Raw genomic sequence first — 23,288 nt, forward strand, 5'->3', positions numbered from 1 at the left:
GCCCAGCAGAAGCTAGATGTCCCTAAGTCGCGTCTCGGTCACCGCGGTGCGCAATCTGCACCCGGTGACCCTCTCCCCCTCTCCCCGAATCAATATTCTTTACGGCGCCAACGGCAGCGGAAAGACCAGTGTTCTGGAAGCCATCCACTTGCTGGGGCTTGCCCGTTCGTTTCGCAGTACCCGACTGTTGCCGGTGATTCAGTACGAACAATTGGCATGCACGGTGTTTGGCCAGGTCGAACTGGCCCAGGGTGGACACAGTGCGCTCGGTGTTTCTCGAGACCGTCAGGGCGAGTTCCAGATCCGTATCGATGGGCAAAACGCCCGCAGTGCCGCGCAGCTGGCCGAAATCCTCCCGCTGCAGCTGATCAATCCGGACAGCTTTCGCTTACTGGAAGGCGCTCCAAAGATCCGACGGCAGTTTCTAGACTGGGGTGTGTTCCACGTGGAACCCCGCTTCATGTCCACCTGGCAGCGTTTGCAGAAGGCCCTGCGCCAGAGAAACTCTTGGCTGCGGCATGGTACACTTGACGCCGTTTCGCAAGCGGTTTGGGACAGGGAACTGTGCCAGGCCAGCGCTGAAATCGATGAATACCGCCGCGCTTATATCAAAGCCTTGAAGCCAGTCTTTGAACAAACCTTGAGCGAACTGGTTGAGCTCGAAGGTTTAACGCTCAGCTATTACCGAGGTTGGGACAAAGACCGGGAGCTGAGTGCCGTGCTCGCCGGGTCCCTTCAGAGGGATCAGCAAATGGGTCATACCCAGGCTGGACCACAACGCGCTGATTTGCGTCTCAGACTGGGCGCACACAATGCCGCGGATATCTTGTCCCGCGGACAGCAGAAGTTGGTGGTATGTGCTTTGCGGATTGCCCAGGGGCATCTGGTCAGCCAGGCACGACGCGGTCAGTGTATTTATCTGGTGGATGACCTGCCGTCCGAACTGGACGAGCACCACCGTCGCGCGCTTTGCCGCTTGCTGGAAGACTTACGCTGCCAGGTGTTTATTACCTGTGTAGATCACGAATTATTGAGGGAAGGCTGGCAGACGGAAACGCCAGTCGCTCTGTTCCACGTGGAACAGGGCCGTATCACCCAGACCCACGACCATCGGGAGTGAAGGCATTGAGCGAAGAAAATACGTACGACTCAACGAGCATTAAAGTGCTGAAAGGCCTGGATGCCGTACGCAAACGTCCCGGTATGTACATTGGTGACACCGACGATGGTAGCGGTCTACACCACATGGTCTTCGAGGTGGTCGACAACTCGATCGACGAAGCGCTGGCTGGCCACTGCGACGACATCAGCATCATCATTCACCCGGATGAATCCATCACCGTTCGCGACAACGGCCGTGGTATCCCGGTAGACGTGCACAAAGAAGAAGGCGTTTCGGCAGCCGAGGTCATCATGACCGTGCTGCACGCCGGCGGTAAGTTCGACGACAACTCCTACAAAGTTTCCGGCGGTCTGCACGGCGTAGGTGTGTCGGTGGTAAACGCCCTGTCTGAAGAGCTTGTTCTCACAGTGCGCCGTAGCGGCAAGATCTGGGAACAAACCTACGTTCACGGTGTTCCTCAAGAACCGATGAAAATCGTCGGTGACAGCGAGTCCACGGGTACGCAGATTCACTTCAAGCCTTCGGCTGAAACCTTCAAGAACATCCACTTCAGCTGGGACATCCTGGCCAAGCGGATTCGTGAACTGTCCTTCCTCAACTCCGGTGTCGGTATCGTCCTCAAGGATGAACGCAGCGGCAAGGAAGAGCTGTTCAAGTACGAAGGCGGCCTGCGCGCATTCGTTGAGTACCTGAACACCAACAAGACCGCGGTCAACCAGGTGTTCCACTTCAACATCCAGCGCGAAGACGGCATCGGCGTGGAAATCGCTCTGCAGTGGAACGACAGCTTCAACGAGAACCTGTTGTGCTTCACCAACAACATTCCCCAGCGCGATGGCGGGACTCACCTGGTGGGTTTCCGTTCAGCACTGACGCGTAACCTGAACACCTACATCGAAGCCGAAGGCCTGGCGAAGAAACACAAGGTTGCCACCACCGGTGACGATGCTCGTGAAGGCCTGACCGCAATCATCTCGGTGAAAGTGCCGGATCCGAAGTTCAGTTCCCAGACCAAAGACAAGCTGGTGTCTTCCGAAGTGAAGACCGCTGTCGAGCAGGAAATGGGCAAGTACTTCTCCGACTTCCTCCTGGAAAACCCGAACGAAGCCAAGCTGGTTGTCGGCAAGATGATCGACGCCGCGCGTGCCCGTGAAGCGGCCCGCAAGGCCCGTGAGATGACACGCCGCAAAGGCGCCCTGGACATCGCCGGCCTGCCGGGCAAACTGGCTGACTGCCAGGAAAAGGACCCTGCCCTGTCCGAACTGTACCTCGTGGAAGGTGACTCTGCTGGCGGCTCCGCCAAGCAGGGGCGTAACCGCAAGACGCAAGCGATCCTGCCGCTCAAGGGTAAGATCCTGAACGTCGAGAAGGCGCGTTTCGACAAGATGATCTCTTCCCAGGAAGTGGGCACCTTGATCACCGCGCTGGGCTGTGGCATTGGCCGCGACGAGTACAACATCGACAAGCTGCGCTATCACAACATCATCATCATGACCGATGCTGACGTTGACGGTTCGCACATCCGTACCCTGCTGCTGACCTTCTTCTTCCGTCAGCTGCCCGAGCTGATCGAGCGCGGCTACATCTACATCGCCCAGCCACCGCTGTACAAGGTCAAGAAAGGCAAGCAAGAGCAATACATCAAAGACGACGACGCCATGGAAGAGTACATGACGCAGTCGGCCCTGGAAGACGCGAGCCTGCACCTGAACGAAGAAGCACCGGGTATCTCCGGTGAAGCCCTTGAGCGCCTGGTGAATGATTTCCGCCTGGTGATGAAGACCCTCAAGCGTCTGTCGCGCCTGTACCCACAGGAACTGACCGAGCACTTCATCTACCTGCCGGCCGTCAGCCTGGAGCAACTGTCCGATCACGCAGCGATGCAGGATTGGCTGGCCCAGTATGAAGTCCGTCTGCGCACCGTCGAGAAGTCTGGCCTGGTGTACAAGGCCAGCTTGCGCGAAGACCGCGAACGTAACGTCTGGCTGCCAGAGGTCGAACTGATCTCCCACGGCCTGTCGAACTACGTCACGTTCAACCGCGATTTCTTTGGCAGCAACGACTACAAGACCGTCGTTTCCCTGGGCGCGCAGCTGAGCACCCTGCTGGACGAAGGCGCCTACATCCAGCGCGGCGAGCGTAAGAAAGCAGTCACCGAGTTCAAGGAAGCCCTGGAATGGCTGATGACTGAAAGCACCAAGCGTCACACCATCCAGCGATACAAAGGTCTGGGCGAGATGAACCCGGATCAGCTGTGGGAAACCACCATGGACCCAAGCGTACGCCGGATGCTCAAAGTGACCATCGAAGACGCCATTGGCGCAGACCAGATCTTCAACACCTTGATGGGTGATGCGGTCGAACCTCGCCGTGATTTCATCGAAAGCAACGCCCTGGCGGTGTCCAACCTGGATTTCTGATTCAGGTTACCCACCAAACGAAAAAGGCCAACGCTCATGCGTTGGCCTTTTTTATTGCCTGCAAACGCCCACGATCTCTACTCGGTCGCCGTCGGCACACTCTCCAACCGATACCCATACCCGTAGATCGTCAGCAGCTGCCAGCCACGATCAGCCGTCAGCCCAAGCTTGTTGCGCAGGCGATAGATGTGCGTATCCAACGGCCGTGAAGACTCTACTTCTTCATGGGGCCATAACCGTTGGTAAAGGTACTCACGTGATAGCGGTCGGCCCAGATTGGTGAATAGGCATTTCGCCAGGCGATACTCCCGTTCGGTCATGACGATGGGGCGGCCCGAGCGGTTGACGGTCAGTTCGGCATCGTCGAACACCAGGTCTGTGAAGCTCAGCACTTCGGCGGAGGCGCTTCGCTGATGGCCGTGTCGGCGCAAAACCGCCGCTACGCGTGCCTTCAATTCATTGGGGCGGAACGGCTTGCTCACGTAGTCGTCGGCTCCGGCATCCAGGGCCTGGACGATGTCGCTTTCGGTATCGCGGCTGGTGAGCATGATGGCTGAAGGCGGCGCGTCCATGTGTTCGCGGGTCCAGCGTAAGAGTGCCAGGCCACTGAGATCAGGCAGTTGCCAGTCGAGGATGAGCAGGTCGTAGGTTTCCCGGCGCAGTTGACGCAACAGGTCCTCTCCCCTCTCAAAGCTGTGCAAGGACCAGGCATCCTCTACCGGTTCTGTCATCTGAAGCAGGGTCTGTTCCACCCGGCGCAGTTCAGCAGGTTCGTCGTCCAGTATCGCGACACGCATGGGCGATCATTCCTTGGGCTCTGGGGGTAATACGCTGTTACTAAGACAATAGCCACTGGTGAGCAGGAGTGAAAGAAAGCGGCCTGCCGTTGGTCCGCTATGATTTCAGTCATCCATTGCGACCGGGGTGATCCATGAACCACATTCGCCGTTCCATCAGTGTTGCCTGCGATGGATGAGCACAACCACGAAAGCCGCGAGCCGACCCAAGTCCAATGGCTGTTCAGGAAGTTGGTGCGTGAATGGCTTTGGATAAGTCTGGTGTTGTTGCCGGTGACGGCGCTGCTGTCTTACCTCATTCAACTCAAGCTGCTCGATCCAACACCCGACTTGGGCGCCTTGCTCTCGGTGGTACTGCTGATGTGCGTTCTAGGCTTGCTGCTGTGGTTGCCGCGCCTGGCGCTGTGGCTAACCCTCGCGGGCATGGGCTGTGCGTTGTTGACCAGCGTCGGGATGGCGGAGCTACAGCGATGGTGGTCACCGATCCCCAGCATGCTCGGCATGCTGCTCGGTTATCTGGTGTGGAACTGGCGGCGACTCAGCGGTGTGTTGACCTATTTCGGGTGGGAGCTGGCGCGTCTTGATAGCGAGCCGAAAATCCTGCCTGAGCGTCGGCGTCCGCGCTTTCCCACGGGAGATCGCCTGCAGGGCCAGATCATGGCGCTTGAGCAGGCCATGAGCCGCACCCGCGATACCCATCGCTTCATTGCCGATGGGCTGGAGTACCTGCCGGTTGCAACCTTGATCAGCGACCCCGCGGGCCGTGTTCTGTTGGGTAACCTCAGGGCGCGCGAGCTGTTCAGTCATGAATTGGTTGGTCATGACGTTCTTGAGCAATTGGCGCGATTGGGGTATCCGCCATTGACGCCAGGCGTGCCGGCGCTGCTGTCCGAGCTGCCGCTGATGGAGTTCCGCGACATTAAGGAGCGCAGCCTGCGTCTGGAACGCGCGCCCTTGCTGCCCGTGGATGGCGACATACCGGTGGGCTGGTTATTGAGCCTGACCGACCTGAGCGTCGAGCGCGAGGCGCAGGAACAACGCAGTGTGATGCTGCGGTTTCTGTCACACGACCTGCGAGCGCCCCACTCCGCGATTCTTGCCTTGCTTGATGTGCATCGCCATCAAGTCGGCGGCGATTCACGACTGTTCGTGCAGATCGAATTGCAGGTACGCCGGGCGCTGCAACTGACTGATGGCTTCGTCCAGTTAGCAAAGGCCGAGTCCGACGCTTATCAGTTTCAACCCAGCCTGTTTGCGATGCTGGTGCTGGATGTATTTGATCAGGCGTTGCCGATCGCCCAGCAGAAGCAGATCGAGTTGCTGCAGCAGATTGACGAGCAGGCGCAGGAAAGTCTGATCATGGCGGATCAGGCGCTGCTGACCCGGGCGCTGTTCAATCTCTTGGAGAACGCCATCAAATACAGCGCCAACGGCACCTCTGTGAATGTGCAGGTCAGTTGCAGCGAGGGATGGTTGACCTGTGAGTTGATGGATCAAGGCAAGGGAATCGCCGCGCAGGAGCTGCCCGAGCTGTTCAGCCAATATCGGCGCTTTTCCTCGGCTCAGGGCATCGACGGCGTCGGTTTGGGACTGTCGATGGTCAAGGCTGTGGTGGACCGACACGGGGGACGGATAGAGTGCCGAAGTGTGATCGGAGAAGGCACCTGTTTCACGCTGTATCTACCTCTGTACGACGAATGAAACAGTCGAATGACAGGTATAAAAAAACCGGCTATATCAGCCGGTTTTTTTACGCCCGAAAAAAACTTATGCACGTTTTTCGGGGTTTTATCTGTTTGAGAAATATGTATATAAATCATCTATTTAGAATCAATTTACAGCGATTTTCTCATAAACGGTACACAGGTTATCCACAGAAACTCAAACGGCCATCTGGTCGTTGGAAGCCGGTGCTTGCGGGGTCGGTGGCAGCGAGCCCATTTCCCGTTGCATCTGTTCGTTCCAGGCCTGGACGCGGTCGTTCAAATCGGCGATGGCGCGTGGGCCGCTGCCTTCGGCGTACATCGGTGCGCCGATGATGACGGTGATGACCCCCTGCTTCTTGGCCCACCCCAACTTTGGCCAGAACTTGCCAGCGTTATGCGCAATGGGCAGCACCGGCAGGTCTGCGTTGACTGCCAGCGCGGATCCGCTGCGGGAGAACTTGCCAACGGTGCCGAAAGGTACGCGGGTGCCTTCAGGGAAAATCAGTACCCAGACGTTGTCCTTGAGCAGCTCATCGCCTTTCGACGCGACCTGCTTGAGTGCGGCTTTCGGGTTGTCACGATCGATGGCGATCGGTCGCAGCATCGCCATGGCCCAGCCGAAGAACGGTACATACAACAGCTCACGCTTGAGCACCTGGCTCAATGGCGAGAAGTAGGCCGAAAGAAAGAACGTCTCCCAGGTGCTCTGGTGATTCGACACAATCACACAGGGCCGATCAGGCACATGCTCTTCGCCCCTCACTTCGTAGCGAATACCCAGGAACACCTTGCTCAACCACAAGGCGCAGCGGCACCAATACACGTTAATGAAGCGATAACGCGCCTTGAACGGCAGGAAGGGCGCGATAAAAAAGCTCAGGCTGCACCACAGCAGGGAACTGGTGCCCAGCAGCAGGTAAAAGAGGAAGGTTCTGATGGCCTGCAGTATCGACATGGCGACGTTTACCGTTACGGGCACTGCCCGACTGTTCAAGCGCACTCCCGAACTGTCGAAAGCGCTCTAATTGTGGATAAGTTCTGCGGCAATCGCCGCCAGATCGTCGAAAATCAAAGTGCCTGCCGGTAGGGTCTTGCCCAAAGTCTTTTCGCCTTTCCCGGTCTTAACTAAAACAGGCTGAGAATCGACGGCTTTGGCGGCTTCCAGGTCACCGAGACTATCGCCGACGAACCAAAGATGGGTCAGCGATACGTTGTAATGGGCGGCGATGTTTTTCAACATCCCGGGTTTTGGCTTGCGGCAATCGCAACCTTCGTCAGGCCCATGGGGGCAGTAGACGATCAGCCCGACTTCACCACCCTGCTCAGCCACCAGCGAACGCAAGCGTTCGTGCATGGCATCGAGGGTGGCGATGTCGTAATAGCCGCGAGCGATGCCCGACTGGTTGGTAGCCACTGCTACCGTCCAGCCGGCTTTGCTCAACTGCGCGATGGCCTCGATCGAACCGGGAAGCGGTATCCACTCCTCCACCGACTTGATGTAAGCGTCGGAGTCGTAATTGATCACTCCGTCCCGATCGAGAATCAGCAGTTTCAAACAGTCTTACCCCAGCAACGAAATGTCGGCAACGCCGAGGAACAAGCCACGCAGGCGCGCCAGCAAGGCATAACGGTTAGCGCGGACCTTGGCGTCTTCGGCATTGACCATGACGGCTTCGAAGAACGCATCGACCGGTTCACGCAGGGCCGCCAGGCGTGCCAGGGACTCGCTGTACTGACGCGCCGCCGCCATCGGCTGAACAGCCTGGTCTGCCTGCTGGATCGCCGAGTACAAGGAGAACTCGTTGGCATTGTCGAAGTACTTGGCTTCCACCACGGTCGGCACGGAACCTTCGACCTTGCTCAGCAAGTTCGACACACGCTTGTTCACGGCCGCCAGGGCTGCGGCTTCCGGCAATTGGCGGAAAGCCTGTACCGCCTGCACGCGCTGGTCGAAGTCCAGGGCAGAGCCCGGCTTCAGGGCGCGGACCGACAAGTAGGTCGCCACATCGACACCTTCGTCTTCGTAACGCGCGCGCAGGCGGTCGAAGATGAATTCCAGCACCGCGTCGTTCAGACCTGCTGCTTTCACCTTGGCACCGAACGCATTCACGGCGAAAGCCACCGCGTCGTTCAGGTCCAGGTCCAGTTGCTTCTCGATCAGGATACGCAGCACGCCGAGCGCGGCACGGCGCAGGGCGTACGGGTCTTTGCTGCCGGTTGGCAGCATGCCGATGCCGAAAATGCCGACCAGGGTGTCGAGCTTGTCGGCGATGGCCACGGCCGCGCCGGTCAGGGTGGACGGCAGTTCAGCGCCAGCACCGCGCGGCATGTACTGCTCGTTCAGCGCCAGTGCAACATCTTGCGGCTCGCCATCGTTGAGGGCGTAGTAGTAACCGGCGACACCTTGCATCTCCGGGAACTCGCCGACCATTTCGGTCGCCAGGTCGCACTTGGACAGCAGGCCAGCGCGAGCAGCCCAGGCCGCGTTGCCGCCGATGCGTTGAGCGATGTAAGCGGCGAGTTTGGACACGCGCTCGGCCTTGTCGTAGACGCTGCCGAGTTTTTCCTGGAACACCACGTTTTGCAGGCGCTGGTTGAAGTCTTCGAGTTTCTGCTTCTTGTCTTGCTTGAAGAAGAACTCGGCGTCGGTCAGGCGTGGGCGAACCACTTTCTCGTTACCGGCGATGATCTGCTGCGGGTCTTTGCTCTCGATGTTGGCCACGGTAATGAAACGTGGCAGCAACTTGCCGTCGACATCCAGCAGGCAGAAGTACTTCTGGTTGTCCTGCATGGTGGTGATCAGGGCTTCTTGCGGTACATCGAGGAAGCGCTCTTCGAACGAGCACACCAGCGGCACCGGCCACTCGACCAGTGCGGTCACTTCGTCGAGCAGGTCCGGTGGCACGATGGCAGTGCCTTCCTGGCGAGTCGCCAGCTCTTCGGTGCGCTTGCTGATGATCTCGCGACGCTCCTTGGCGTCAGCCAGCACGTAGGCGGCGCGCAGGTCGGCCAGGTAGCTGGACGGCGAACTGATACGCACGTTTTCCGGGTGGTGGAAGCGGTGACCACGGGAATCGCGACCGGCCTTCTGGGCGAGGATGGTGCAGTCGATGACCTGGTCACCGAGCAGCATCACCAGCCATTGGGTCGGACGAACGAATTCTTCCTTGCGCGCGCCCCAGCGCATGCGCTTTGGAATCGGCAGGTCGTTCAGGGAATCTTCGACGATGGTCGGCAGCAGGCTCGACGTCGGCTTGCCGGCGATGCTCTGGCTGTAGCGCAGTTTTGGGCCGCTCTGATCGATTTCGCTCAGGTCGACGCCGCACTTCTTGGCAAAGCCCAGTGCCGCTTGGGTCGGGTTGCCTTCGGCGTCGAAGGCGGCCTGGCGTGGCGGACCGTCGAGGTTGATGCTGCGATCCGGCTGCTGGGTGGCCAGCGAGGTGATCAGCACGGCCAGGCGGCGTGGCGCGGCGTAGACGGTTTTGGTCTCGTAATTGAGGCCGGCAGCTTGCAGGCCCTTGTCGATACCAGCGAGGAACGCCTCGGCCAGAGTGTTCAGGGCCTTGGGTGGCAGTTCTTCAGTGCCCAGTTCAACCAGAAAATCCAGAGCACTCATTGTGCAGCCTCCAGCTTGGCCAGTACTTCGTCACGCAGGTCCGGGGTCGCCATCGGGAAGCCCAGCTTGGCGCGAGCCAGCAGGTAGGCTTGCGCAACGGAACGCGCCAGGGTGCGAACGCGCAGGATGTATTGCTGACGCGCGGTCACGGAAATCGCCCGGCGCGCATCCAGCAGGTTGAAGGTATGGGAAGCCTTCAACACCATTTCGTAGCTCGGCAACGGCAGCGGCTGGTCGAGCTCGATCAGGCGCTTGGCTTCGCTTTCATAGAAATCGAACAGTTCGAACAGTTTTTCGACGTTGGCGTGTTCGAAGTTATAGGTCGACTGCTCCACTTCGTTCTGGTGGAACACATCGCCGTAGGTCACCTTGCCGAACGGACCGTCAGCCCAGACCAGGTCGTAGACCGAATCCACGCCTTGCAGGTACATGGCCAGGCGTTCCAGGCCGTAAGTGATCTCGCCGGTCACCGGGTAGCATTCGATGCCGCCCGCCTGCTGGAAGTAAGTGAACTGCGTCACTTCCATGCCGTTGAGCCAGACTTCCCAGCCCAGGCCCCAGGCGCCAAGGGTCGGCGATTCCCAGTTGTCTTCGACGAAGCGGATGTCATGCACCAATGGGTCCAGGCCCACGTGCTTGAGGGAGCCCAGGTACAGTTCCTGGAAATTGTCCGGGTTCGGCTTCAGGACGACCTGGAACTGATAGTAGTGCTGCAGACGGTTCGGGTTTTCGCCGTAACGGCCGTCAGTCGGGCGACGGCTAGGCTGCACGTAGGCGGCGTTCCAGGTTTCCGGGCCAATGGCGCGCAGGAATGTAGCAGTGTGGAAAGTGCCGGCGCCTACTTCCATATCGTAGGGCTGAAGTACCACACAACCTTGCTCGGCCCAGTATTGCTGGAGGGCGAGGATCAAGTCTTGGAAGGTACGCACGGCTGGCGTAGGCTGGCTCACGAAATTCACCTGTTTCTTGGGCTGCGATTTAAAGAGCGGGAGTATACCCGATTCATTGCTGCGCACGCCCCCTGGAGCCTTATGCCACGCTGCTTTTGGTGTTCCGAAGATCCGCTGTACATGGCTTATCACGATCAGGAGTGGGGCACGCCGCTACGCGATGCGCAGGGTTTGTTCGAGTTGCTTTTGCTCGAAGGGTTCCAGGCCGGCCTGTCCTGGATCACCGTGTTGCGCAAGCGCGAGCGTTATCGCCAGGTCATGTTCGGCTTCGATGTACAGCGCGTGGCACAGATGAGCGACGCGGAAATCGATGAACTGATGCTCGATCCGGGCATCATCCGCAATCGTCTCAAGCTCAATGCCGCCCGGCGCAACGCCCAGGCCTGGCTGGCGCTGGAGGACCCGGTGGGGTTTCTCTGGTCCTTCGTCGGCGGTGTCCCGAAGATCAATCATTTCAAGGATCGCACCGAAGTCCCCGCCATCACGCCCGAGGCGCTGAACATGAGCAAAGGCTTGAAAAAAGCCGGCTTCACCTTCGTCGGCCCGACCATTTGCTACGCGTTGATGCAGGCCTCGGGCATGGTCATGGACCACACGCGCGATTGCGATCGCTACGCGATGCTGGCGAACGGCGGTTAGAATAGCCGGTTCGCGCACAGCACAAGATCAGGAGTGACCTGTGGATAAGTTTAAAGGCGCCTTGCTGGTAGGCGCTCTGCGGCTGTTTGCCCTGCTCCCGTGGCGGGCCGTGCAGGCCGTCGGCTCGGCGATTGGCTGGGTGATGTGGAAAACCCCCAACCGTTCCCGCGACGTGGTGCGGATCAATCTCTCCAAATGCTTCCCGGACATGGACCCCGCCGAACGCGAGCGTCTGGTCGGCCAAAGCCTCAAAGACATCGGCAAATCCCTGACCGAAAGCGCCTGCGCCTGGATCTGGCCGGCCCAGCGTTCCATCGACCTGGTGCGCGAGGTCGAGGGTCTCGACGTGTTGAAGGACGCCCTCGCCTCTGGCAAAGGTGTGGTCGGTATCACCAGCCACCTGGGCAACTGGGAAGTGCTCAACCATTTCTATTGCAGCCAGTGCAAACCGATCATTTTCTACCGGCCGCCAAAATTGAAGGCGGTGGATGAATTGCTGCAAAAACAGCGGGTTCAATTGGGCAATAAAGTGGCCGCGTCGACCAAGGAAGGCATCCTCAGCGTCATCAAGGAAGTGCGCAGAGGTGGTGCAGTGGGCATTCCCGCTGACCCGGAACCGGCCGAGTCCGCCGGGATTTTCGTGCCGTTCTTCGCCACTCAGGCCCTGACCAGCAAGTTCGTGCCGAACATGCTCGCCGGCGGCAAGGCGGTCGGGGTGTTCCTGCATGCCCTGCGCCTGCCGGACGGTTCAGGCTACAAAGTCATCCTGGAAGCCGCGCCCGAGGCCATGTACAGCACCGATACCGCAACGTCCTGCGCGGCCATGAGCAAGGTGGTCGAGCGTTATGTAGCGGCGTATCCCAGCCAGTACATGTGGAGCATGAAGCGCTTCAAGAAACGTCCTCCGGGTGAGGAACGCTGGTATTGAGTCAGTTGGCATGATCTGTGGATAACCTTGGTCTCGGGGTTATCCACAACCGTTCATTCAAGGGCGCAGAAGATGTCCGAACACCGCAAGTCATTTCGCATCAAGATCAGTCACGAAAGCTTTGGCGAATGCCTGGGCCAGACGCGCCATCTGTCGACCACGGGGGTCTACGTCAAGCATCCGGCCCTGTCGACGCTGCCCAGGGGCGCGGTGGTGTACGGGCAGGTTCAGGATTTACCCACAGGTGCGCCGCGGGTGCGCATGGAAGTGGTGCAGGTGGACGCCGAAGGCATCGGTTTGCGTTATCTCTTATCCTGACGATCGAGCTTCTTCAAAAACACCGTCATTTCCTTCTCGGCCTGCTTGTCGCCATGGTTTCGCGCGGCTTCCAGTCCCTGCTCCCAGGCCAGGCGCGCAGCCGCGAAGTCCGCCAGCGCCAGATGGGCCTTGCCCAACAGTTTCCAGGCGGCCGAATACTTCGGATCGATCTCGACACAGCGCTGGAAATGCTCGACAGCCTTGGCGTTCTCGCCCAGATCCAGATAGCCCTTTCCCAGGCCGAAGCGCAGCAATGAGTTATCCACACCCTTGGCGAGCATTTTTTCCAGGGATTCGATCATGGGTGGATTCCTTTTTGAAGTTGTTCAGGAACAGCTATGTGTTCTTGAGATTGCTTTCGCGGGCAAGCCCGCTCCCACAAGGAAGCGGAGACTCTGTGGGAGCGGGCTTGCCCGCGAAGGGGTCATCACAGGTAGCAAAAAATAAGGATCAGAAAAAGCTCAATCCCACATGGAACAGCTTTTCCACATCGCGAATATGCTTTTTATCCACAAGAAACAGGATCACATGGTCCCCGGTCTGGATCACCGTGTCGTCGTGGGCGATGATCACTTCTTCATCGCGGATGATCGCGCCGATGGTGGTCCCCGGTGGAAGGCCGATATTCTCGATGGCCTTGCCGATGACCTTGCTCGATTTGGCATCGCCATGGGCAATCGCCTCGATGGCTTCCGCCGCGCCCCGGCGCAGTGAGTGCACGCTGACGATATCGCCGCGCCGCACGTGGGCCAGCAAGGTGCCGATAGTCGCCAGTTGCGGACTGATGGCAATGTCGATGTCACCGCCCTGGATCAGGTCGACATAGGCCGGGTTGTTGATGATGGTCATCACCTTCTTCGCCCCCAGGCGCTTGGCCAAAAGCGACGACATGATGTTGGCCTCGTCGTCGTTGGTCAGGGCCAGGAAGATGTCCGCATCGGCAATGTTCTCTTCCAGCAGCAGGTCGCGGTCCGAGGCACTGCCCTGCAACACCACGGTGCTGTCGAGGGTGTCCGAGAGATGGCGGCAGCGCGCCGGGTTCATCTCGATGATCTTCACCTGGTAGCGGCTTTCGATGGCCTCGGCCAGGCGCTCGCCGATCTGCCCGCCGCCGGCGATGACGATGCGCTTGTAGGTCTCGTCGAGACGGCGCATTTCACTCATGACCGCACGAATATTCGCCTTGGCGGCGATGAAAAACACTTCGTCGTCGGCCTCGATCACGGTATCGCCCTGGGGCAGGATCGGCCGGTCCCGACGGAAAATCGCCGCGACGCGGGTTTCCACGTTCGGCATGTGCTCACGCAACTGCCGCAATTGCTGACCCACCAGCGGCCCGCCGTAGTAGGCCCGCACGGCGACGAGCTGGGCCTTGCCCTCGGCGAAGTCGATCACCTGCAGAGCGCCCGGATGCTGGATCAGGCGCTTGATGTAGTTGGTGACCACTTGCTCCGGACTGATCAGCACGTCCACCGGGATCGCTTCGTTGTCGAACAGTTCGGCGCGTGTCAGGTATCCGGCTTCGCGGACCCGGGCGATTTTCGTCGGGGTGTGGAACAGCGTGTGGGCGACCTGGCAGGCCACCATGTTGGTTTCGTCACTGTTGGTCACGGCGACCAGCATGTCGGCATCGTCCGCGCCGGCCTGGCGCAATACGCTCGGTATCGAACCGCGGCCCTGTACCGTGCGAATGTCCAGCCGATCACCGAGGTCGCGCAGGCGTTCGCCGTCGGTGTCGACCACCGTGATGTCATTGGCCTCGCTGGCCAGGTGTTCCGCCAGCGAACCGCCGACCTGCCCCGCACCAAGGATGATGATTTTCATCCAGTCACTCCGTTGAATCCGTTTAACCGCGCGCGGCGGCGATCTTGATCAGCTTGGCGTAATAGAACCCGTCATGGCCGCCTTCCCGGGCCAGCAACTGGCGCCCATGAGGCTGCTTGATGCCGGCCGCGGTGGCGAGGTCCAGCTCACGAGCACCCGGCGTGCGGGCGAGGAACGCTTCGATGACTTCGGTGTTCTCGGTTGGCAAGGTCGAGCACGTGGCGTAGAGCAGGATGCCGCCGACTTCCAGGGTTTTCCACAGGGCGTCGAGCAACTCGCCTTGCAGCAGCGCCAGCGCGGCAATGTCATCGGGTTGGCGGGTGAGCTTGATGTCCGGGTGACGACGAATCACCCCGGTGGCCGAGCACGGTGCGTCCAGCAGGATGCGCTGGAACGGCTTGCCGTCCCACCAGGCCTGCGTGTCGCGGCCGTCGGCGGCGATCAGCTCGGCGCTCAGGCCCAGGCGTGCTAGGTTTTCCCGCACCCGCACCAGTCGCTTGGCTTCCAGGTCCACCGCCACCACGCCGGCCAGGGCCGGTTGGGCTTCGAGGATATGGCAGGTCTTGCCGCCCGGTGCGCAGCAGGCGTCCAGCACCCGCTGGCCCGGCGCCAGGTCGAGCAGGTCGGCCGCCAGTTGTGCGGCCTCATCCTGCACGCTGATCCAGCCTTCGGCGAAGCCTGGCAGGCTGCGCACGTCGGCGGCGGCGTCGAGGATGATGCCGTCGCGGCTATAAACGCACGGATTGGCACCGATCCCGGCCTGGCTCAGCAACGCCAGATAGGCATCACGCGTTTGGTGACGACGGTTGACCCGTAGAATCATCGGCGGGTGCGCATTGTTCGCGGCACAAATGGCTTCCCACTGCTCGGGCCAGAAGGCTTTCAGGGATTTTTGCAGCCAGCGCGGATGGGCGGTGCGCACCACCGGGTCGTGCTCCAGCTCGGCCAGCAGCGCTTCACTTTCCCGTTGCGCGCGGCGCAGCACGGCATTGATCAAGGCTTTGGCCCAAGGCTTTTTCAGCTTGTCGGCGCAACCGACCGTTTCACCGATGGCGGCGTGGGCCGGGACGCGGGTGTAAAGCAACTGGTAGAGGCCGACCAGCAGCAGCGCTTCAACATCGGCATCAGCCGCCTTGAATGGCTTCTGCAGCAGCTTGGCCGCCAGCGCCGACAAGCGTGGTTGCCAGCGCGCGGTACCGAAGGCCAAGTCCTGGGTGAAGCCGCGATCACGGTCTTCAACCTTGTCCATCTGCGTCGGCAGGGAACTGTTGAGCGAGGCTTTACCGTTGAGTACAGCAGCCAGTGCCTTGGCGGCGGCCAGACGTGGATTCATTGAACGTCCGCCGCTTGGCCCAGCACGGTGCCGGTGGCGAATTTCTCACGACGGCTGTTGAACAGGTCGCTGAAGTTCAGCGCCTTGCCGCCGGGCAATTGCAGACGGGTCAGGCATAGCGCCTGCTCACCGCAGGCGACAATCAGGCCGTCCTTGCTGGCGCCGAGGATTTCCCCCGGTGCGCCCTTGCCTTCAGCCAGATTCGCGGCCAGGACTTTAAGGGCCTCGCCGTTCAGCGTGCTGTGGGTGATCGGCCACGGGTTGAAGGCGCGCACCAGACGCTCCAGCTCGACCGCCGGGCGGTTCCAGTCGATGCGGGCTTCGTCCTTGTTCAGTTTGTGCGCGTAGGTGGCGAGGCTGTCGTCCTGCACTTCACCCTCCAGGGTGCCGGCGGCAAGACCGGCAATGGCATGCACCACCGCGGGTGGGCCCATTTGCGCCAGGCGATCGTGGAGGCTGCCACCGGTGTCTTCGGCGCTGATTGGCGTGGTGACTTTCAGCAACATGGGGCCTGTGTCGAGACCTGCTTCCATGCGCATCACGGTTACGCCGCTTTCGCGGTCACCGGCTTCGACAGCGCGCTGGATCGGCGCCGCCCCGCGCCAGCGAGGCAACAGGGAGGCGTGGCTGTTGATGCAACCCAGGCGCGGAATGTCCAGCACCACTTGCGGCAGGATCAGGCCGTAGGCGACCACCACCATCAAGTCCGGTTTCAGCGCAGCCAGTTCAGCCTGGGCGTCTTCATTGCGCAGCGTTGGCGGTTGCAGCACCGGGATGTTGTTCTCTAGAGCAAGCTGCTTGACCGGGCTCGGCATCAGTTTCTGCCCACGACCTGCCGGGCGATCCGGTTGGGTGTAGACCGCGACGATCTCGTAAGGGCTGCTCAGCAGGGCCTTGAGGTGCTCGGCGGCGAATTCCGGGGTGCCGGCAAAGACAATGCGCAGTGGCTCGGTCATGGAGGGCTCTCTATTGCAAAGCGTCTTGAAAAGAAAAAGGCTTGCCGCAGCAAGCCTTTGAAGAGGGGCATCAGGCGTTCTGGCGATGAAGCTTTTCCAGTTTCTTCTTGATGCGGTCGCGTTTGAGCGTGGACAGGTAATCGACGAACAATTTGCCGTTGAGGTGGTCGCATTCGTGCTGGATGCACACCGCGAGCAAGTCTTCGGCGATCAATTCGTAAGGCTTGCCGTCGCGGTCCAGCGCCTTGACCTTGACCCGTTGCGGGCGATCGACGTTTTCGTAGAAGCCCGGCACCGAAAGGCAGCCTTCCTGGTACTGGCCCATGTCGTCGGTCAGGGGCTCAAGTTCAGGGTTGATGAACACGCGCGGTTCGGTGCGGTCTTCGGAAAGGTCCATCACGACGATGCGTTTGTGCACGTTGACCTGGGTCGCGGCGAGGCCGATGCCCGGCGCTTCATACATTGTTTCAAACATGTCGTCGACCAGCTGACGCACTTCGTCGTCCACTACGTCCACCGGTTTGGCGATGGTACGCAGGCGCGAGTCAGGGAATTCGAGGATGTTCAAAATGGCCATAAGCTTGATGACTGCACGTGTGAAGTAAGGTCGGGTCGATGGCCTGGCGAGTCCGAAGATGCAGGCTACCGTTGTAAAACGTAGCTCCCTTCCTTGCATAAGCAAGCGGGAGCGAGCCACTGACGGCTCTGGCGTTTCACGCGAACGTACATAATAAAGGGATTCACCGCATGAGGAAATCACTACTCGCCCTGCTCCTTCTGGTCTCTGCCGGTTTGGCGCATGGGCAAGTGCAACTTCGGGAAGGTTTTCCACAGCAATACACGGTGGTGTCGGGGGACACTCTTTGGGACATCTCCGGTAAATTCCTTCGTGAACCCTGGCAATGGCCGCAGCTGTGGCACGCCAATCCGCAAATCGAAAACCCCAACCTCATCTACCCCGGCGATACCCTTTCACTGGTCTACGTCAATGGTCAGCCACGCCTGACCCTCAATCGCGGCGCCTCCCGAGGCACCATCAAGCTCTCGCCACGGGTGCGCAGCAGTCCGGTGGCCGATGCGATCCCGAGCATTCCGTTGAAATCGATCAACAGCTTTCTGCTGAGCAACCGTATCGTCGACAAGGTCGAGGATTTCGACCAGGCGCCCTATATCGTCGCCGGCGATGCCGAACGCGTGCTCAGCGGCATCGGCGACCGGATTTTCGCCCGCGGCCACTTCGACCCCGCGCAACCGGTGTACGGCATCTTCCGCCAGGGCAAGGTCTACACCGATCCGCAGACCCAGGAATTTCTCGGGATCAACGCCGACGACATTGGCGGCGGCGAGATCGTGGCCACCGAAGGCGACGTCGCCACGCTGGCGCTGCAACGCACCACCCAGGAAGTGCGCCTCGGCGATCGTTTGTTCAGCGGCGAAGAACGCTCGATCAATTCGACCTTCATGCCCAGCGCCCCCGGCACCGACATCAACGGCCTGATTATCGATGTACCGCGCGGCGTGACGCAGATCGGCGCACTGGACGTGGTCACGCTGAACAAGGGCCAGCGTGATGGCCTGGCCGAAGGCAATGTGCTGGTGGTAATGAAGACCGGCGAAACCGTGCGCGACCGGATCACCGGCCAGCCGTTGAAAATTCCCGATGAGCGCGCCGGTCTGCTGATGGTTTTTCGCACCTACGACAAGCTCAGTTACGGGCTGGTGCTCAACGCATCGCGCTCGCTGGCGGTGATGGATAAGGTGCGAAATCCGTAAGCATGCTTCACAAGTTACCAACAGAGTTATCCACAGCTTATTCCCGCCTGGACGGGTGCTTATAACGATCAAGGATGATCCATGTCGCAGTCTTCTGTTTCACCGGTTTCCCCTGCGGAACTGGAAGCCCGTTTACGCCTGCATCGTTTGCCGGAGCTCGGCCCGGCGCGGTTCAAGAAGTTGCTGGAGGCCTTCGGCTCGGCGTCAAAAGCCATCAGTGCACCGGCCAGTGCGTGGCGTTCTTTAGGCTTGCCACTGGCGTGTTCGGAAGCTCGGCGCTCTGCTGAAATTCGCGACGGTGCGAGCCATGCATTGGCCTGGCTGGAGCATCCGGGCCAGCATTTATTGATGTGGGACCGGCCTGACTACCCCGCACTGCTGGCGGAAATCAGCGATGCCCCGCCGCTGTTATTCGTGGCAGGCGATCCCGGCATTCTGGAAAAACCGCAGTTGGCGATGGTGGGCAGTCGTCGCGCTTCAAGGCCGGGCATGGACACCGCCGCTGCGTTTTCCCGCCGCCTGGCCAGCGCCGGTTTTGTCATAACCAGCGGTCTGGCCCTTGGCATCGACGCTGCCGCGCATCAAGCGGCGCTGGACGTTGGCGGGCAAACGGTCGGAGTGCTCGGCACGGGCCTTGAAAAGTTTTATCCACAGCGCAATCGACGGCTGGCCGACGCGATGATCGCCTCGGGCAGCGCGGTGCTTTCCGAGTTCCCGCTGGACGCCGGCCCGACTGCCAGCAACTTCCCCAGGCGCAATCGCATCATCAGCGGATTGTCCCTGGGCGTGCTGGTGGTCGAAGCCAGCGTGGCCAGCGGTTCCTTGATCACCGCAAGGCTGGCGGCGGAGCAGGGTCGCGAGGTGTATGCGATACCGGGCTCAATCCATCACCCCGGCGCCAAAGGCTGTCACCAGTTAATCCGCGACGGCGCCGTTCTGGTTGAAACCATCGAACACATCCTTGAGGCCTTGCGTGGCTGGCAACAGCCGTCTTTCGCGACGGGACCGGCAATCGCTGCGCCTCATCCTTTAGTGACGTTGCTCCATGCCGCGCCCCACACCAGTGAAACGCTGGCCGGCGCCAGTGGCTGGACCTTGCCCAAAGTGCTCGCAGCGCTGACAGAGCTGGAAATGGAGGGCCGCGCAGTCTGCGAAAACGGGCGCTGGTTTGCGCGGGTGAGCTAGGTTTTATAAGGAAGATCGGTAAACTGCGCAGAGCCTAATTCTGGAGTGTTTTTCATGGTCAACAGTTGGCGTGTGCAACAAGCCGCACGAGCCGTTCGCGCAGGGGCGGTGATTGCCTACCCAACCGAAGCCGTCTGGGGGCTGGGGTGCGATCCGTGGGACGAAGAGGCCGTGGAGCGGTTGCTGCTGATCAAGGGCCGGGCCGTGGATAAAGGCCTGATTCTGGTCGCCGATAACATTCGTCAGTTCGACTTCCTGTTCGAAGACTTCCCGGAGCTGTGGATGGACCGCATGGCCAGTACCTGGCCCGGGCCGAACACCTGGCTGGTGCCGCATCAGAATATGTTGCCGCAGTGGATTACCGGCGTGCATGAAACCGTGGCCCTGCGGGTCAGCGATCATCCGCAGGTACGGGATTTGTGCGCGCTCGTCGGGCCCCTGGTCTCGACCTCCGCCAACCCCCAGGGCCGGCCGGCGGCGCGCACGCGCATTCGCGTCGAGCAGTATTTCCGTGGGCAGGTTGATCTGGTGCTGGGCGGGAATCTGGGCGGGCGCAAGAACCCGAGCGTGATTCGCGATCTGGCGACCGGGAACGTGATTCGTCCGGATTGAGACCGAGGTGATCCCATTCGCGGGCAAGCCCGCTCCCACAGGTTAAGTGTCGCTCACAAAACACTGTGGGAGCGGGCTTGCTCGCGAAGAGGCCCTGACAGTCAGCGAAAATCTCAGGGCAGCAGAACAACCGATCCCGTCGTACGCCGCGCCGACAACTCAGTCTGCGCCTTCGCTGCATCCGCCAATGGATAACGCTGGCTGATGTCCACCGTCAGCTTGCCGCTGATGATCATCTCGAACAGCTCGTCAGCCATACGCTGCAGATTTTCCGCGTTGTTGGCGTAAGTCCCCAGCGTTGGCCGGGTCACATACAGCGAACCCTTGGCCGCCAGAATCCCCAGATTGACCCCATCCACCGCCCCCGACGCATTGCCGAAGCTCACCACCAACCCCCGTGGTGCAACGCTGTCGAGCGAGGTCAGCCAGGTGTCTTTACCGACGCCGTCGTACACCACCGAGACTTTTTTGCCGTCAGTCAATTCCAGTACGCGTTGCGCGACATTCTCATGGCTGTAGTCGATGGTCGCCCAGGCGCCATTGGCCTTGGCCAGCGCGGCTTTTTCCGCCGAGCTCACCGTACCGATCAGTTTCACGCCCAAGGCCTTGGCCCATTGGCAAGCCAGGGAGCCGACACCACCGGCAGCGGCGTGGAAAAGGATGGTTTCGCCACCCTTGAGCTCATAGGTTTGGCGCAGCAGGTACTGCACGGTCAGGCCCTTGAGCATGACCCCCGCCGCCTGTTCGAAGCTGATGGCGTCCGGCAGCATGACCAGATTGGCCTCGGGCAAGACGTGGACATCACTGTAGGCGCCCAGCGGACCGCTGCCGTAAGCCACGCGATCACCGACCTTGAAGCGGGTGACTTCGCTGCCGACCGCCTCGACCACGCCCGCGCCTTCCGAACCCACGCCTGATGGCAGGGACGGCGGAGGGTAGAGTCCGCTGCGGTAATACGTGTCGATGAAGTTCAGGCCGATGGCCTTGTTGCTCACGCGGACCTGCTGCGGGCCGGGCTCGGCGGGTTGGTAGTCCACATACTCAAGCACTTCGGGGCCGCCATGGGCACGGAACTGGATACGCTTTGCCATCTGCTCTCTCCTGAGGTCGTTGCCAACGTTGTCAATGCGAAGCGCCCTATCGGACTCCTAAGCTTGATCTTCGTCAACTGCGACGGAACAAGGTGCAGTGTTATCCTACGCAGCAATTTGCCGCCGGCTCTTTAGAACGCCGTGTAGCTTTGCCCGATCCAAGGTGATGCCATGACTACCCGCACCGAGGCCGTAAAAGCCTACCTGCTCGACCTGCAAGACCGCATTTGTGCCGCCCTGGAAGCCGAGGACGGTGGCACGCATTTCGTCGAAGACGCCTGGACCCGGCCTGCGGGTGGCGGCGGACGGACGCGGGTGATCGAAAACGGTACGGTCATCGAGAAGGGCGGCGTCAACTTTTCCCATGTCTTCGGCAGCGGCCTGCCACCGTCCGCCAGTGCCCATCGGCCGGAACTCGCCGGGCGTGGCTTCGAGGCCCTGGGCGTGTCGCTGGTGATCCATCCGCACAACCCGCACGTGCCGACGTCCCACGCCAACGTGCGGTTTTTCATCGCCGAAAAAGAAGGCGAAGAGCCGGTCTGGTGGTTCGGTGGCGGTTTCGACCTGACGCCTTACTACGGCAATGAAGAAGATTGTGTGCACTGGCACCGCGTAGCCCAGCAGGCCTGTGCGCCGTTCGGCCCGGACGTTTACTCGCGTTACAAAGCCTGGTGCGACAGTTATTTCCACATCAAGCATCGCCACGAACCGCGAGGCATCGGCGGGTTGTTTTTCGACGACCTGAACGAGTGGGACTTCGACACCAGTTTCGCCTTCATGCGCGCCATTGGTGATGCGTACATCGATGCCTACCTGCCGATTGTGCAGCGGCGCAAGAATGATGTGTTCACCGCCCGGCAGCGGGAGTTCCAGGAGTTTCGGCGCGGGCGTTACGTCGAATTCAACCTGGTGTATGACCGCGGTACTTTGTTCGGCCTGCAATCGGGTGGGCGAACCGAGTCGATTCTCATGTCCTTGCCACCCCAGGTGCGCTGGGGTTATGACTGGAAAGCCGAACCTGGCAGCGAAGAAGCGCGCCTGACCGAGTACTTCCTGCAAGACCGCGACTGGTTGGCCGAAGCCTGAACGAGGAATGTTGATGGACCGTTATGTCGTTTTCGGTAACCCGATTGGCCACAGCAAGTCGCCATTGATTCATCGCCTGTTCGCCGAACAGACCGCGCAAAAACTCGACTACAGCACCTCGCTGGCGCCTCTCGACGATTTTTCCGACTGCGCCCGGGCATTTTTCCTCGAAGGTCGCGGAGCGAATGTGACGGTTCCGTTCAAGGAAGAAGCCTACCGACTGGCAAACAGGCTGACCGCGCGGGCGCAGCGAGCCGGTGCGGTGAATACCCTGAGCAAGCTGGACGATGGCAGTCTGCTGGGTGACAACACCGATGGCGCGGGCCTGGTGCGGGATTTGACGGTCAACGCCGGATTCAGCCTCAAGGGCAAACGCATTCTGCTGCTCGGTGCCGGCGGTGCGGTGCGCGGTGCACTCGAGCCATTGCTCGCCGAGCAACCGGCGTCGGTGATCATCGCCAACCGCACGGTGGACAAGGCCGAGTTGCTGGCGGAACTGTTCTGCGACCTGGGACCGGTATCGGCCAGCGGCTACGACTGGTTGCAGGAATCGGTGGACCTGATCATCAACGCCACGTCCGCGAGCCTGACCGGCGATGTGCCACCGATTGCCACCAGCCTGATCGAGCCGGGCAAGACGGTGTGCTACGACATGATGTACGGCAAGGAACCGACTTCCTTCTGCCGCTGGGCCAGCGAGCACGGTGCGGCGGTGTCGATGGATGGCCTGGGGATGCTCGCCGAACAGGCGGCGGAGGCGTTCTTCCTGTGGCGCGGCGTGCGCCCGGACACGGCGCCGGTGCTGGCCGAACTGCGCCGGCAACTGGCCCAATAATCCCCACTGTAGGAGCGAGCCTGCTCGCGAAAAAACCAAAAGCGCCGCTGGGCATCTGGTTTCACGCGTTATCATTAACGACCATCGCGAGCAGGC

Annotated in this window: 22 protein-coding genes; 11 read left to right on the forward strand and 11 right to left on the reverse strand. The window is 60.6% G+C overall.

What is annotated here, in order from left to right:
* Window positions 1–16 precede the first annotated feature (16 nt).
* Together recF and gyrB are read left to right on the forward strand one after the other, a co-directional pair.
* Window positions 17–1,120 (forward strand): DNA replication/repair protein RecF, encoded by a 1,104-nt coding sequence (gene recF / locus F8N66_RS27425; RefSeq protein WP_150773104.1) that lies wholly within the window; start codon window positions 17–19, stop codon window positions 1,118–1,120.
* A gap of 5 nt (window positions 1,121–1,125) precedes the next feature.
* Window positions 1,126–3,543, forward strand: coding sequence for a DNA topoisomerase (ATP-hydrolyzing) subunit B (gene gyrB, locus F8N66_RS27430; RefSeq protein ID WP_150773105.1), 2,418 nt, complete (start codon window positions 1,126–1,128; stop codon window positions 3,541–3,543).
* Between the two features lie 77 nt (window positions 3,544–3,620).
* On the opposite strand, the gene F8N66_RS27435 is transcribed toward gyrB, so the two are convergent.
* Entirely contained in the window at window positions 3,621–4,340 is a 720-nt protein-coding gene (locus F8N66_RS27435) for a response regulator transcription factor (RefSeq protein ID WP_150773106.1), read from the reverse strand.
* 171 nt (window positions 4,341–4,511) lie between these two features.
* Between F8N66_RS27435 and F8N66_RS27440 the strand changes: the two genes are divergently transcribed.
* On the forward strand, window positions 4,512–6,041 hold the full coding sequence (locus F8N66_RS27440; protein ID WP_150773107.1) for a sensor histidine kinase: 1,530 nt from the start codon (window positions 4,512–4,514) through the stop codon (window positions 6,039–6,041).
* 180 nt (window positions 6,042–6,221) lie between these two features.
* Here F8N66_RS27440 and F8N66_RS27445 read toward each other — a convergent pair whose 3' ends face one another.
* The 4 genes from F8N66_RS27445 to glyQ all read right to left on the reverse strand — a co-directional run bounded on the left by F8N66_RS27445 (window position 6,222) and on the right by glyQ (window position 10,612).
* A complete protein-coding gene (locus F8N66_RS27445) occupies window positions 6,222–7,001 on the reverse strand; it encodes a lysophospholipid acyltransferase family protein (protein WP_150773108.1) in 780 nt (259 codons plus the stop codon).
* A 66-nt stretch (window positions 7,002–7,067) separates the two neighbouring features.
* On the reverse strand, window positions 7,068–7,601 hold the full coding sequence (gmhB, locus tag F8N66_RS27450; protein WP_150773109.1) for a D-glycero-beta-D-manno-heptose 1,7-bisphosphate 7-phosphatase: 534 nt from the start codon (window positions 7,599–7,601) through the stop codon (window positions 7,068–7,070).
* Between the two features lie 6 nt (window positions 7,602–7,607).
* Window positions 7,608–9,662: a glycine--tRNA ligase subunit beta gene (gene glyS / locus F8N66_RS27455; protein WP_150773110.1), complete on the reverse strand. Its 2,055-nt coding sequence runs from the start codon at window positions 9,660–9,662 to the stop codon at window positions 7,608–7,610.
* Entirely contained in the window at window positions 9,659–10,612 is a 954-nt protein-coding gene (gene glyQ, locus F8N66_RS27460) for a glycine--tRNA ligase subunit alpha (protein ID WP_003213601.1), read from the reverse strand. The genes glyS and glyQ overlap by 4 nt, the downstream gene beginning before the upstream one ends.
* A gap of 81 nt (window positions 10,613–10,693) precedes the next feature.
* Between glyQ and tag the strand changes: the two genes are divergently transcribed.
* The 3 genes from tag (at window position 10,694) to F8N66_RS27475 (ending at window position 12,497) form a co-directional block, all read left to right on the forward strand.
* Window positions 10,694–11,251 (forward strand): DNA-3-methyladenine glycosylase I, encoded by a 558-nt coding sequence (gene tag / locus F8N66_RS27465; protein ID WP_150773111.1) that lies wholly within the window; start codon window positions 10,694–10,696, stop codon window positions 11,249–11,251.
* A 40-nt stretch (window positions 11,252–11,291) separates the two neighbouring features.
* Window positions 11,292–12,179 (forward strand): lysophospholipid acyltransferase, encoded by an 888-nt coding sequence (locus tag F8N66_RS27470; protein WP_150773112.1) that lies wholly within the window; start codon window positions 11,292–11,294, stop codon window positions 12,177–12,179.
* A gap of 72 nt (window positions 12,180–12,251) precedes the next feature.
* The gene (locus F8N66_RS27475) at window positions 12,252–12,497 is read left to right on the forward strand and encodes a PilZ domain-containing protein (RefSeq protein WP_150773113.1); all 246 of its coding nucleotides are present in this window, start codon (window positions 12,252–12,254) and stop codon (window positions 12,495–12,497) included.
* Here F8N66_RS27475 and F8N66_RS27480 read toward each other — a convergent pair.
* The 5 genes from F8N66_RS27480 to def form a co-directional block, all read right to left on the reverse strand.
* The gene (locus F8N66_RS27480; RefSeq protein WP_150773114.1) at window positions 12,482–12,799 is read right to left on the reverse strand and encodes a tetratricopeptide repeat protein; all 318 of its coding nucleotides are present in this window, start codon (window positions 12,797–12,799) and stop codon (window positions 12,482–12,484) included. The genes F8N66_RS27475 and F8N66_RS27480 overlap by 16 nt on opposite strands.
* Before the next feature lie 148 nt (window positions 12,800–12,947).
* Window positions 12,948–14,321, reverse strand: coding sequence for a Trk system potassium transporter TrkA (gene trkA, locus F8N66_RS27485; protein ID WP_150773115.1), 1,374 nt, complete (start codon window positions 14,319–14,321; stop codon window positions 12,948–12,950).
* A 22-nt stretch (window positions 14,322–14,343) separates the two neighbouring features.
* Window positions 14,344–15,654 carry a 16S rRNA (cytosine(967)-C(5))-methyltransferase RsmB gene (gene rsmB, locus F8N66_RS27490; protein ID WP_150773116.1) on the reverse strand — a complete coding sequence of 437 codons (1,311 nt, stop codon included), beginning with the start codon at window positions 15,652–15,654 and terminating at the stop codon, window positions 14,344–14,346.
* Window positions 15,651–16,610, reverse strand: a complete 960-nt coding sequence (gene fmt / locus F8N66_RS27495) for a methionyl-tRNA formyltransferase (protein ID WP_150773117.1) — start codon at window positions 16,608–16,610, stop codon at window positions 15,651–15,653. Before fmt ends, rsmB begins: the two co-directional genes overlap by 4 nt.
* Window positions 16,611–16,680: 70 nt before the next feature.
* On the reverse strand, window positions 16,681–17,187 hold the full coding sequence (gene def, locus F8N66_RS27500) for a peptide deformylase (protein ID WP_150773118.1): 507 nt from the start codon (window positions 17,185–17,187) through the stop codon (window positions 16,681–16,683).
* A gap of 170 nt (window positions 17,188–17,357) precedes the next feature.
* Here def and F8N66_RS27505 point away from each other — a divergent pair, with 170 nt between their 5' ends.
* The 3 genes from F8N66_RS27505 (at window position 17,358) to F8N66_RS27515 (ending at window position 20,180) form a co-directional block, all read left to right on the forward strand.
* Complete coding sequence (locus F8N66_RS27505; protein ID WP_150773119.1) at window positions 17,358–18,383, forward strand: LysM peptidoglycan-binding domain-containing protein; 1,026 nt, start codon at window positions 17,358–17,360, stop codon at window positions 18,381–18,383.
* Window positions 18,384–18,464: 81 nt separating this feature from the next.
* Window positions 18,465–19,568, forward strand: coding sequence for a DNA-processing protein DprA (gene dprA / locus F8N66_RS27510; protein ID WP_150773120.1), 1,104 nt, complete (start codon window positions 18,465–18,467; stop codon window positions 19,566–19,568).
* A 54-nt stretch (window positions 19,569–19,622) separates the two neighbouring features.
* Entirely contained in the window at window positions 19,623–20,180 is a 558-nt protein-coding gene (locus F8N66_RS27515) for an L-threonylcarbamoyladenylate synthase (protein ID WP_150773121.1), read from the forward strand.
* Between the two features lie 113 nt (window positions 20,181–20,293).
* Here F8N66_RS27515 and F8N66_RS27520 read toward each other — a convergent pair whose 3' ends face one another.
* A complete protein-coding gene (locus F8N66_RS27520; RefSeq protein WP_150773122.1) occupies window positions 20,294–21,271 on the reverse strand; it encodes an NADPH:quinone reductase in 978 nt (325 codons plus the stop codon).
* Between the two features lie 171 nt (window positions 21,272–21,442).
* Between F8N66_RS27520 and hemF the strand changes: the two genes are divergently transcribed.
* Entirely contained in the window at window positions 21,443–22,357 is a 915-nt protein-coding gene (gene hemF, locus F8N66_RS27525) for an oxygen-dependent coproporphyrinogen oxidase (RefSeq protein WP_150773123.1), read from the forward strand.
* 13 nt (window positions 22,358–22,370) lie between these two features.
* Window positions 22,371–23,192, forward strand: coding sequence for a shikimate dehydrogenase (gene aroE, locus F8N66_RS27530; RefSeq protein ID WP_150773124.1), 822 nt, complete (start codon window positions 22,371–22,373; stop codon window positions 23,190–23,192).
* The last annotated feature ends 96 nt before the right edge of the window (window positions 23,193–23,288 follow it).

Source organism: Pseudomonas fluorescens (assembly GCF_902498195.1).
Lineage (GTDB): Bacteria > Pseudomonadota > Gammaproteobacteria > Pseudomonadales > Pseudomonadaceae > Aquipseudomonas > Aquipseudomonas fluorescens_BU.

Excerpts from the sequence above, each read along its gene's own strand:
- recF (WP_150773104.1), top strand. The coding sequence starts at position 17 with ATGTCCCTAAGTCGCGTCTCGGTCACCGCGGTGCGCAATCTGCACCCG.
- F8N66_RS27435 (WP_150773106.1), bottom strand. The coding sequence starts at position 4,340 with ATGCGTGTCGCGATACTGGACGACGAACCTGCTGAACTGCGCCGGGTG.
- F8N66_RS27440 (WP_150773107.1), top strand. The coding sequence starts at position 4,512 with ATGGATGAGCACAACCACGAAAGCCGCGAGCCGACCCAAGTCCAATGG.
- F8N66_RS27445 (WP_150773108.1), bottom strand. The coding sequence starts at position 7,001 with ATGTCGATACTGCAGGCCATCAGAACCTTCCTCTTTTACCTGCTGCTG.
- glyS (WP_150773110.1), bottom strand. The coding sequence starts at position 9,662 with ATGAGTGCTCTGGATTTTCTGGTTGAACTGGGCACTGAAGAACTGCCA.
- tag (WP_150773111.1), top strand. The coding sequence starts at position 10,694 with ATGCCACGCTGCTTTTGGTGTTCCGAAGATCCGCTGTACATGGCTTAT.
- F8N66_RS27475 (WP_150773113.1), top strand. The coding sequence starts at position 12,252 with ATGTCCGAACACCGCAAGTCATTTCGCATCAAGATCAGTCACGAAAGC.
- F8N66_RS27480 (WP_150773114.1), bottom strand. The coding sequence starts at position 12,799 with ATGATCGAATCCCTGGAAAAAATGCTCGCCAAGGGTGTGGATAACTCA.
- trkA (WP_150773115.1), bottom strand. The coding sequence starts at position 14,321 with ATGAAAATCATCATCCTTGGTGCGGGGCAGGTCGGCGGTTCGCTGGCG.
- rsmB (WP_150773116.1), bottom strand. The coding sequence starts at position 15,654 with ATGAATCCACGTCTGGCCGCCGCCAAGGCACTGGCTGCTGTACTCAAC.
- fmt (WP_150773117.1), bottom strand. The coding sequence starts at position 16,610 with ATGACCGAGCCACTGCGCATTGTCTTTGCCGGCACCCCGGAATTCGCC.
- def (WP_150773118.1), bottom strand. The coding sequence starts at position 17,187 with ATGGCCATTTTGAACATCCTCGAATTCCCTGACTCGCGCCTGCGTACC.
- F8N66_RS27505 (WP_150773119.1), top strand. The coding sequence starts at position 17,358 with ATGAGGAAATCACTACTCGCCCTGCTCCTTCTGGTCTCTGCCGGTTTG.
- dprA (WP_150773120.1), top strand. The coding sequence starts at position 18,465 with ATGTCGCAGTCTTCTGTTTCACCGGTTTCCCCTGCGGAACTGGAAGCC.
- F8N66_RS27515 (WP_150773121.1), top strand. The coding sequence starts at position 19,623 with ATGGTCAACAGTTGGCGTGTGCAACAAGCCGCACGAGCCGTTCGCGCA.
- F8N66_RS27520 (WP_150773122.1), bottom strand. The coding sequence starts at position 21,271 with ATGGCAAAGCGTATCCAGTTCCGTGCCCATGGCGGCCCCGAAGTGCTT.
- hemF (WP_150773123.1), top strand. The coding sequence starts at position 21,443 with ATGACTACCCGCACCGAGGCCGTAAAAGCCTACCTGCTCGACCTGCAA.
- aroE (WP_150773124.1), top strand. The coding sequence starts at position 22,371 with ATGGACCGTTATGTCGTTTTCGGTAACCCGATTGGCCACAGCAAGTCG.